This window comes from Streptomyces sp. Ac-502, from assembly GCF_045222935.1.
Lineage (GTDB): Bacteria > Actinomycetota > Actinomycetes > Streptomycetales > Streptomycetaceae > Streptomyces > Streptomyces monomycini.
Genome location: NZ_JBHFFO010000005.1, coordinates 50,205 through 59,248 on the forward strand (window position 1 = coordinate 50,205; position 9,044 = coordinate 59,248).

Below are 9,044 nucleotides of genomic sequence, written 5' to 3' on the forward strand. Positions count from 1 at the left end.
CGACATGCACCCCACACCGATCCGCCTGCCCAATCGACCACCCGTCAGCATCCGCCTGCCGCTGGACTTCACCGCCTTCTGCCAGCTGCGCCATACCCCCTACCGACGGCACGCCCTGCTGCGCCTGGGCGAGACAGCCGCAGCCGACCGCGCCGTCGAACACGCCCTGGGCACCCTGGCCACCGACTGGCGCCGCATCCTCAGCAGCCGCTGCCCGGCCCGCCGCGCCTGGCAGATCCTGACCGCCAGCATCGAACACCAGATTCGGCACCAGACCAGCGCTCCGCCGACCGCCGCCCGCGCCCTCTACACCCTGCTGCCCGCCCGCCAGGCCGACGCCATGCTCCTGCACCTCCAGCACGTACCCCCGCACCAAGCCGCAGACCTGACCGGACTCGATACAACCATGCACGCCTACCACCTGTGCACCGCCCAGCACACCCTCGACGCACGCCTTGCCCCAGCCCCGTAAACCGGCCCGGAAATAGCACGGCGCGGCACGAGGCCAGGGCAAGACCGCCCAGTCGGCCCGGCCGACGCATACCCCCACGGCGTGACCACCGAGTTCGTCACCGCCCGCGGACCGCGGCACCTGGCGCTGCGCGTGTACGAACGCGGCGTCGGCGAGACCCGCGCCTGCGCCGCCGCCCACCGGCGCCGCCGAATACCGCGTCGACCTGCCCGGCGGGCACCTCGTCATCTCTGCCGCGGCCGACGGCACCATGGCCTTGACCAGCCCGGCCGTCATCACCGCCCAGGGCACCCTCCGCCTTTCCGGCGCTGAGCACGTCCAGCGCACGGTGAGGCACCCTCAGAATGCGACAGTCCCCGCAGTCAACTCAGTCACTTAGAGACCAGCGGCCACGGAAATGACAGCGTGGCGTGTGCGTGGCCGCGGCCGGTCTGCCGCCCGGTGCCGGCTCAGCGCACCGCGGAAACCGGCGCCCGCCGATGCTTGGGAACGCTGCACCTGTGCCGGTTGCAAACGGCACCATCGACCCTGATCACACGGCAGAACGCAGCATGCACTGCACAACGGTCGTCGCCCGGGGCGGGGGCATTGCGGCAAATCCGCGCAGCATCCGGGCCTGCCCACGTACAACGCCCGAGGTCTGACGCGTGCTCCGGCGTATGCAGTTCACACGGTGCGCCCTCGAGCTCGACCGGGTTGACGCACCACTTCACCGGCATGGTCTCGATGCTCAGAATGGTGTCCAGGGGTTCCATGCAGAGCGGATGTGAGAACCGGTCGAGTCGGTCGGCCAACTGGTGTCCGCCCTCGTCGCGTGCCAGCTCGGCCAGCGCACGCAAGAGGCGCGGGGATGCCCTGATGTGCCAGTCGGAGTAGTCGTCACCGTTGACATATCCAGGAGTGGGGAGCAATCGAGCAGCGGATTCGAGGATTGCCGTGACAGTGTCGGTGATGTCGGTCATCGCTTCTCGCCCTTGCGAAATGAACGGAGGGAAGTGGCGTGACGGGCCCGGGAGCATGCCGTCGCGCCGTTACGTGGCAGTTGCCCGGGCCGAGGGGGCGTCCTGCGCCACACCCCGCTCCCGCCACACCCGGCTCGTGAGGGGCTCACCGGCACCTCGCCGTAGGCAAAGTCCGCACGTGCGCCTTGATATGGGCCGCGTCACGGACGATGTCGAACCGGCGGAGCTCGGCCGGCCCGCAGTCGATGACATCCGGCGCATCGTGCACCAGGCAGTGCTGGGCGATCCAGCGGTCGGCGTCCACTGCATCGCCTTGCCCGAGAGAGCCGTACGCTTCGACGTAGCCGGCGTCCCCGAGCCGAAAGGCGTGGAAGCCGAGCATCTGCCCGTACTCGATTGGATTCCGGCAGCGAGTGCCCTTCTTCGTGCGTGCGACGCACTGCAGGTCATGGGCATCCCCGCAGGGGCTGATCCACAGGCGACCGCGCAGCACGACGAGTGGCCTCCCGTCCATCACACCGCTCCGCCGGCTTCGCGACGTGCGCCGGTGTACGCAGGCGGACAGCCGAAACACTCCTTCACCTCCGCCGGCACCGCAACGTCTGTGGCCTCCTCATCGAGACGGTGATGTCCTACCGCCGTGTCGGCGGTGAACCGCTGCGGGATCCCGACCCACTCTTCGTACCCGGGAGGCTGCGCATGCCGCAGAGTGCCGGCCGTTCTTCGCTGACATCGGGGTTTGCCTGGTTTCGTCCTGCCCAAGGAGCGCTCCTCACCGAGATAGGCACCGCACCGGCCTCGTTGCGACATGGGCTTCAACGCACTCTGCGCGCGAACGACGCGGAAACCTGCCCCGATTCCCGCGTTCGGCCCACCAGGGGCGGCACCTGGTCAGGTATGACTCCCGGCGAGCGGGCCTTTCGGGGACGAGTGGCTGTATCGGCCGTGGCCTTGTCCGAGCAGCAGGCCGGGCCCACACACGGTCTCCAGCGCACTCGGAACGGCGGCGCTGATACCGGTACTCACCGGCTCGGACTGACGTCCGTCGGGCCGTCCTGCCCGGTTTCCGCCTGCGGGGCAGCGGCCTCGGCTCGGCGTAGCTCCCTGATGTACTCCATGGCGCCGGGCGTGTGGTGGATGTAGGCCAGGCCCCGCGGGAAGGGGAGTTGACGCCGTCGTCCGGCTCCAGGGTGAGCACGATGTACAGGTGGGGCGGCACTCTGGCCGGGTCCTGCAGCCGGTGCAGCACTTTCTGCGCTTCCTCCTCATCGAGGAGCGGGCCGGTCTTGGTCCAGGTGGTGCTGCGGGTCATCCCCTCGGTGGTGGCCTCGGTCCAGTAGACGTAGCGCTGGGTGAGCTGGGCGTGTACGGCGGCGAAGCGGCTGCGGTACTCGTCCTCGGTGAGACCGCGGTAGGCCAGGTCATCCGCGAACCGGGCGAGGTTCACGCGGCCGGTTCGGGCATATCCGCGGTGCAGGTCTCCGGCCAGCGTCTGAAAGCGGCGTGTGGGGATCATCAGTGCCCTTTCCAGGGAGCTGCCCCGGCAGTTGCAGCGGTGGCACAGGGCGTCGCGCACCAGGTCGGTTGGGTGCGCATGGTCGATGTCGTTTGTGATGCCCCCGCAGATCGGGCAGGTGGGGTGGGCCAGGAGGTACGCCTTCTTGGCTGCGCTGGACATGGTGCTGTAGTGCAGTTTCATCTGCGTTCCTCCGGCTCGGCGAATCGCTCCCCGGTGCGGCAGTCAGCCGGCGCGGCGGCCGCCGGTTGCCTTCTTCTTCGCCGCGGTCTTCTTCGCCGGTGCCTTGGCGGCGGTCTTCTTGCCGCCGGCCTCCTTCGGCGTGCGGGCACTCTTGCGGGGAGAGGAGCGCTTGGTGGTTCCGGTGACCTTGTCCTCGATGGCCCGCAGCGGCGTCACCGAGGCGTCCGTACCGTCGGCGTCTTCGCCGCGGGCGCTCCTGGCAGCGCGGACGCTGTCCTCCAGGGCGGCCATCAGGTCCAGAACCTGTCCGCGGGGCTGGGGAGCCTTGCCGGGGGCTTCGACTTCGCGGTTCTCCAGCTTGGCCGCCACGATCTCCTCGACCTGCTCGCGGTAGTGGTCGCGCAGGTCCTCCTCGTCCAGCGGGCCGTAGCTGGCCATCAGCTCTTCAGCCGCGGCGAGCTCGTCCTCGCTGATGTCGACCGGCCGGTCGGGGACCACGCCGGCGGGGGTGCGGACCTGGTCGGGCCAGCGCAGCGCGTGCAGCACCAGCACATCCCCCATGGGCCGTACCAGCGCGAGGGTTTCCTTGCTGCGCAGGGCGATCTTGCCGATGGCGACCGAGCCGTGGTCGTCCATGGCGTCGCGCAGCAGGACGTACGGCTTGTTGGCGGCCGGGCCGTTGGGGGCGACGTAGTAGCCGCGCTCGACCTGCAGCGGGTCGATGTCACCAGCTGGCACGAAGGCGAGGATCGTGAGGGTTTTGGCGGTCGGCAGCGGCAGCTGGGCCAGGTCGTCGTCGGTGAGCGGGACGACACGCTCACCGGTCACATAGCCGCGGCCGATCTCCTCAGTCGGCACCTCGGCCTCATCCTCAAGGGAGCACACAGGCTGGTTGCGTACGCGCCCGCCGTCGGCCTTGTGCACGCGCACGAAAGAGACGGCCGGTCCGCTGTCGGTGGCGGCGTGCAGGGAGATCGGCACGGTGACCAACCCGAAGCTCAAAGCTCCCTGCCAGAGCGAGTGCGGCATCTGACCTGCCCTTTCCCGGGGCTTTCAGCGTAAAACGGGCCTCGCGTAGGGGCACTTCAACCAGCTCCCGGCTCCCGCCCGCCGCTGACCTTCAAAAGAGGGCCTGTACGCACTTCGTACGCGCTTCGTACGGCAAAAGGCCGCAATCTGTACGGTTAGTGGGGTAGAGTGTGGGCCAGGAGGTGTTCCATGTCCGAGTTGTTTGATGCGGTCGACGCGCTGGTCGCGTCCCGTGCGCCGCTGCCGCCGGCGGAGGAGCGCAAGCGGCTGCGCACCGCGCACGGCCTGACGCTGGACGAAGTCGCCGCCGCGCTGAAGGTGCGCCGCGCCACGGTGTCCGGCTGGGAGTCGGCGAAGAAGCCGACCGAGCCGCGCGGCCTGGAGCGCGAGGCGTACGCGCGGCTGCTCAAGCAGCTCGCGGAGCTCTACCCCGCACCCGCAAGACCGGAAGAGCCGGCGGCCCCCGTACCCGACACGTTCACCGGCGCCTCCGACCCGGCAGGCGAAATGCCAGAGGTCCCGGACGCTCTGATCGACGACGCGGTCGAAGCCCTTCACCCCACCAGGGCCACGTCGACGTCGCGCCGTTCTGGGACGCAGAAGGCGGCCCCGCCGGAAGCGCGGACTCTGTCCACAGAGGAGGCGTCCGAGGCTGCGGCCATGACTGCAACCGAGAACACCCAGATCCCTGCTCCGGCCGCAGCGACCCGCCCGGCGCGCACCACCAGGCCGACGTCGACATCCCGCCGCCCGGATGCGAAGAAGGCGGCCCCGGCCGGAACCCCGGCGGGCGGCACCGACCCGCGGTTCGAGAACGGGCCGCTGGCGGTCGTCGACGTTGAGGACGGCAAGGTGGTGGCGTACTGCACCGGCGGTCTGGTCCTGGACGTGCCCGCCAAGTCGCTGCCGTCCCTGGTGGACTGGACGCTCAAGGAGGCCAAGCTCGGCCAGCCGAAGCTCTCCGGCCCCGGCAAGGACGCCGACCCGCTGCTCGTGCTCACCGAGGCCGCGCTGGAGCGCTACGGCCTCCCGGCCACGCTCACGGAGGAGGAGCGGATCGCCGGGCGCATCCCGGAGGGCCACAAGGTCATCAAGCAGCTGACCCGCGCGCAGTGGCAGCTGACCAAGCGCGGGTTCGGGCCGTGGGCGCGGATCTACCGCCCCGCCACCGGTTCCGAGCGGACCTGCGTACAGCTGTGCATCCCGTCCTGGAACGCGCTGGACACCCGGCACTGGGGCGCGGCCGGGCAGCTGGCGCCGGCGGACCTCGCCCGGCTCCTGGGCGTGTACGCCTCGAGGGTGATGACGCCGCGCGGATCGACGGCCGTGACCGGCCTGGAGCTGATGACCGCGCTGCACCCGCCGACCCGGGCCTCCAAGGCGGATGCCGACGGCAAACGGCGCTCCGAGCACAATCCCGGCTCGCTGGGGAAGGACCCGGTCGACTGCGCACCGTGCGAGGCACCGGACGGGCACCCGCTCCTGGCGGATCTGCCCCGGTTCCACGTGCGCGGCCCGGCGGAGAAGCTGTTCGAGGAGGCATACGACTGGGCGCGGCCGATGACCGACGCCGAATGCCTGCGCCGCAACCTCGTGGGCCTGGACGTCAACATGGCCTTCGCCGCCGGCGCCAACGGCCTGATTGTCGGTCTCGGCGCGCCCACCCACGTCAAGAACCCGGCCTTCGATGCGAAGCTGCCCGGTTCGTGGCTGGTCGACCTCTCCCACGTCGACCTGTCCCGCGTGAAGGTCGCCAAGGACCGGTGGGCGCAGCTGGACGCCGATCTGCTGCCCAGCCCGTTCACGCCGACGGGCGAGCGCCCCGAGGGCCCGGCCTGGTACGCCACGCCGACCGTCGCCTACGCGGTGGAGCTCGGCTACGACGTCGCGCCGGCCGAGGCGTACGTACGGTATGAAAGCGGCCGCTACCTGGACGGCTGGTACACCCGGCTGCGCGACGCCTACCTCGCCACCATGGCCGACCTCGGCGTTGATGCGGACCTGCCGCCGGCCGACTTCCTGGCTGCGATGGACGGCTACCGCAGCCGCGACCCGCAGCTGGCGATCGTCGTTTCCGCGATCAAGGCGACGGTCAAGGGCGGTCTCGGCAAGCTGCGCGAGCGCCCGCGCGGCGAGAGCTGGAAGCCGGGCGAGCCGTGGCGCGCCCTGGCCCGGCCGACCTGGCGCCCCGACATCCGCGCGGCCGTCATCTCCCGCACCCGCATCAACTTCCACCGCAAGATCGTCAAGCACGCGGCGTTCACCGGCCAGTACCCGGTCGCGATCCTGTCCGACTGCGTCGTCTACGCAGTCGACGGCGAGAGCCCGTTGGACTTCCTGCCCTACCGGGACGGCAAGCCGCTGCCGGGCGGGTTCAATCTCGGTGTGAACCCGGGGCTGGTCAAGCACGAGGGCACCCAGAGTGTGCTGTGGGGTGAGGGCGTGCGGGAGCAGTTCGACGCTCCGGCGCTCAACCTCGCGCGGTACATCAAGGACGGCACCGTCACCAGCGTCGACAGCGGGGAGTAGATAGGCGATGAGCAGGTTCGGGGACGGCCTGGAGCAGGCGGTGCAGAAGGCGTTCACCCGCCCGGCGCCGAAGTCGGCTGGCGCGCAGATGCGGTACCTGGTCAAGCAACTCAAGGGCACCAAGGCGGTCGCTCAGATGCTGCGGATCTCCCAGCGCACCGTCGAACGGTACGTGAAGGACCAGATCAAGAAGCCCCGCCCCGACCTCGCCGCGCGCCTGGAGCGCGAGACGAAGGCCCGGTGGCAGCCGCAGATCCGGGCCAAGGCCCGGCAGAAGGCGGCGACGACCGACGGCATCGTCATCGACGTCCACGCCCGCCTCGGATATGCCGGGGCGCCGATCGGCACGACGGACGAGGACCGTATCCGGCACCTGACCGTCGCCCTACCGCCCGAGCACGCCGCCCGCCTCTTCGACGCCCAGCAGCAGGGCGCCGGCGACGACCGGCTGCGCGAGCTGACCGCCGAAGCCCTCAAGGAGGTCTACTTCCAAGACGGCGGCAGCCGCGCCGGCTCCCTGCAGGAGGTACAGATCAACGACGTGATCCACCTGGACTTCGAGCTGTAGAAGCCGCGCCTTGAGCAGCGAGCGGGCCCGGACCTGTGGAGCGCTTCAGTTGGCGGGTTAGCCTTCGATCTGGCGAGTTGAGCAGAACGGCACCCACCGCAGGCGGGGGCCGTTCTGCCCGGAAACTTCCGGCGTGTGTCAGTAGGTGGCACTACTGTTCGCTCATGTTCATGCGCAGCCGCAAGCGGCGTGATCCGCAGACGGCGGATCCACGAGGTTCGGTAGACAAGTCCCTCTCCGAGGGCGTCCCGGACTACATGGAGATCCCCCTGCGCCAGTGGGTGATGGCTCACCTCGAAGATGACGAAGCCAACGCACAGAGGATCGCCCTGCACCTGAAGCTGCGTGTCGACACCGGTCCCCGGATGTACTCGCCAGCGAAGTTCCTGGCAGCTGGTACCACCAAGGAGCAGCTGCTCGACGTCGTCAACGCGATGCTGCACTTGAGCACGCTGCCGACTACACAGACGTATTATCCCAACCCGGCCACATGGAGCGGCCGCCGACACTACCTCGGGACACATGGGAGCAGCGCCCGTGAGCAGGCCATCGCGCAGCTGGAGGACATGCTGACGCTCGCGGGGTCCGCGTACCGTGTCAACGATGCTCGCACTGGGCTGGAGCTCCGGGTCGACGCAACGGCGCAGCAGGCTGTCGCCAGCACTCTGGCAGCTGCTCGCACCCCGCAAAGCGGATCCGCTGCCGACCACCTGGCAACCGCTTGGAAGTGCGTGTACGGACGGGATCCCGACCCTTCCAAGGCGTACAGCGAAGCGATCAAGGCCGTGGAGTCGGCCTCCCAGTCCCTCATCGAACCGAACAACGCCAAGGCGACGCTCGGAACGATGCTGGGCGTGATTCGGAACTCGCCGCAGCGGTTCTCCACGGCGATCCCAGCAGGCGGAGGCGGGGACGACATTACGCTGGTGGCCGACATGATGCGGCGCCTGTGGCAGGGCCAGACCGCCCGTCACGGATCGCAGAACCCGACGAGGCTGGAGAACCAGCGCGAAGCCGAGATGGCCGTGCACCTGGCTGCCACCCTCGTGCAGTGGTTCACCGCCGGCCTGGTCCAGCGAACACAGTAAGCAGGGCAGCCCGGGCCCCAGCGCCTCCTGGACGGGTGAGGGCTGCTCCAGGTACTCGGTGAGCATGGCGTCGTACGAAACGCCGTCCACGGGCCGCACGCGGTCCAGGGCGCGCCCCCAGACCCGGTATTCGCGTGTCCCCGAGGCCGTTGCGGTACGCCGGAAGCCCAGCCTCGTACTTATAGCCGTCGCGGGCCTGTCGGCGGAACCACAGGTGCGCGACGACCTCCTGGTAACTGGGCAGCAGCTGCACCGGGACCAGCTCGGGGGTGGGGGACGTCGTCATGCCCTCCACCGCATGGACGGCCGCCCGGGTCATCGGCTCAGCGCGCGGGGCCGGGCAGGACGCCGCGGATGACGAGCTGCCGTCCATAGGGGGTGGGCATGTCCTGCATCTGAACGCCGGTGCGCAGCGGCTTCACCGAGAAGCAGAAGCCCTTGATGGGGCCGTGGCAGATGAGCCCGACCGGCGTGGGGATGCCGATGCCGTCGGGGGAGAGGGTGAAGCCGAGCCCGGCGTAGAAGTCCGTCAGCTCCGGCTCGTGCGTGACGTACAGAATGGCCGCGCCGAACTTCCCCTCCTCATGGGCACCGGCCGCGCGCTCCGCGTCGGCGACCAGGGCGCGGGCAATGCCCTTGCCGCGCCATGCTTCGACCACCGCAAGGGAGTCCAGTGCGGCGACCAGCCCGGCGATGA

The 9,044-nt window shown here is 69.8% G+C and carries 9 protein-coding genes; 4 read left to right on the top strand and 5 right to left on the bottom strand.

Annotation, left to right across the window (positions count from 1 at the left end; translation table 11 throughout):
* Positions 1-4 precede the first annotated feature (4 nt).
* Complete coding sequence (locus ACEXOX_RS45870) at positions 5-472, top strand: hypothetical protein (RefSeq protein WP_406527015.1); 468 nt, start codon at positions 5-7, stop codon at positions 470-472.
* A 449-nt stretch (positions 473-921) separates the two neighbouring features.
* Here ACEXOX_RS45870 and ACEXOX_RS45875 read toward each other — a convergent pair whose 3' ends face one another.
* The 4 genes from ACEXOX_RS45875 to ACEXOX_RS45890 all read right to left on the bottom strand — a co-directional run bounded on the left by ACEXOX_RS45875 (position 922) and on the right by ACEXOX_RS45890 (position 4,162).
* Complete coding sequence (locus tag ACEXOX_RS45875; protein ID WP_406527016.1) at positions 922-1,434, bottom strand: hypothetical protein; 513 nt, start codon at positions 1,432-1,434, stop codon at positions 922-924.
* Between the two features lie 145 nt (positions 1,435-1,579).
* On the bottom strand, positions 1,580-1,927 hold the full coding sequence (locus tag ACEXOX_RS45880) for a hypothetical protein (protein WP_406527017.1): 348 nt from the start codon (positions 1,925-1,927) through the stop codon (positions 1,580-1,582).
* A 279-nt stretch (positions 1,928-2,206) separates the two neighbouring features.
* Positions 2,207-3,133 (bottom strand): hypothetical protein, encoded by a 927-nt coding sequence (locus ACEXOX_RS45885; RefSeq protein WP_406527028.1) that lies wholly within the window; start codon positions 3,131-3,133, stop codon positions 2,207-2,209.
* Positions 3,134-3,175: 42 nt separating this feature from the next.
* Positions 3,176-4,162: a Ku protein gene (locus ACEXOX_RS45890; protein WP_406527019.1), complete on the bottom strand. Its 987-nt coding sequence runs from the start codon at positions 4,160-4,162 to the stop codon at positions 3,176-3,178.
* A gap of 189 nt (positions 4,163-4,351) precedes the next feature.
* On the opposite strand from ACEXOX_RS45890, the gene tap reads away from it, so the two are divergent.
* The 3 genes from tap to ACEXOX_RS45905 all read left to right on the top strand — a co-directional run bounded on the left by tap (position 4,352) and on the right by ACEXOX_RS45905 (position 8,347).
* Positions 4,352-6,691, top strand: a complete 2,340-nt coding sequence (gene tap / locus ACEXOX_RS45895; RefSeq protein WP_406527029.1) for a telomere-associated protein Tap — start codon at positions 4,352-4,354, stop codon at positions 6,689-6,691.
* Positions 6,692-6,698: 7 nt separating this feature from the next.
* Complete coding sequence (tpg, locus tag ACEXOX_RS45900; RefSeq protein WP_406527030.1) at positions 6,699-7,259, top strand: telomere-protecting terminal protein Tpg; 561 nt, start codon at positions 6,699-6,701, stop codon at positions 7,257-7,259.
* 164 nt (positions 7,260-7,423) lie between these two features.
* Positions 7,424-8,347 carry a hypothetical protein gene (locus ACEXOX_RS45905; protein WP_406527031.1) on the top strand — a complete coding sequence of 308 codons (924 nt, stop codon included), beginning with the start codon at positions 7,424-7,426 and terminating at the stop codon, positions 8,345-8,347.
* 323 nt (positions 8,348-8,670) lie between these two features.
* On the opposite strand, the gene ACEXOX_RS45910 is transcribed toward ACEXOX_RS45905, so the two are convergent.
* On the bottom strand, positions 8,671-9,044 hold a 374-nt coding region (locus ACEXOX_RS45910), incomplete at its 5' end, for a GNAT family N-acetyltransferase (RefSeq protein WP_406527032.1).

Bases quoted from the DNA above. Each gene is read 5' to 3' on its own strand.
- ACEXOX_RS45870 (WP_406527015.1), top strand. From the start codon at position 5: ATGCACCCCACACCGATCCGCCTGCCCAATCGACCACCCGTCAGCATC.
- ACEXOX_RS45875 (WP_406527016.1), bottom strand. From the start codon at position 1,434: ATGACCGACATCACCGACACTGTCACGGCAATCCTCGAATCCGCTGCT.
- ACEXOX_RS45885 (WP_406527028.1), bottom strand. From the start codon at position 3,133: ATGAAACTGCACTACAGCACCATGTCCAGCGCAGCCAAGAAGGCGTAC.
- ACEXOX_RS45890 (WP_406527019.1), bottom strand. From the start codon at position 4,162: ATGCCGCACTCGCTCTGGCAGGGAGCTTTGAGCTTCGGGTTGGTCACC.
- tap (WP_406527029.1), top strand. From the start codon at position 4,352: ATGTCCGAGTTGTTTGATGCGGTCGACGCGCTGGTCGCGTCCCGTGCG.
- tpg (WP_406527030.1), top strand. From the start codon at position 6,699: ATGAGCAGGTTCGGGGACGGCCTGGAGCAGGCGGTGCAGAAGGCGTTC.
- ACEXOX_RS45905 (WP_406527031.1), top strand. From the start codon at position 7,424: ATGTTCATGCGCAGCCGCAAGCGGCGTGATCCGCAGACGGCGGATCCA.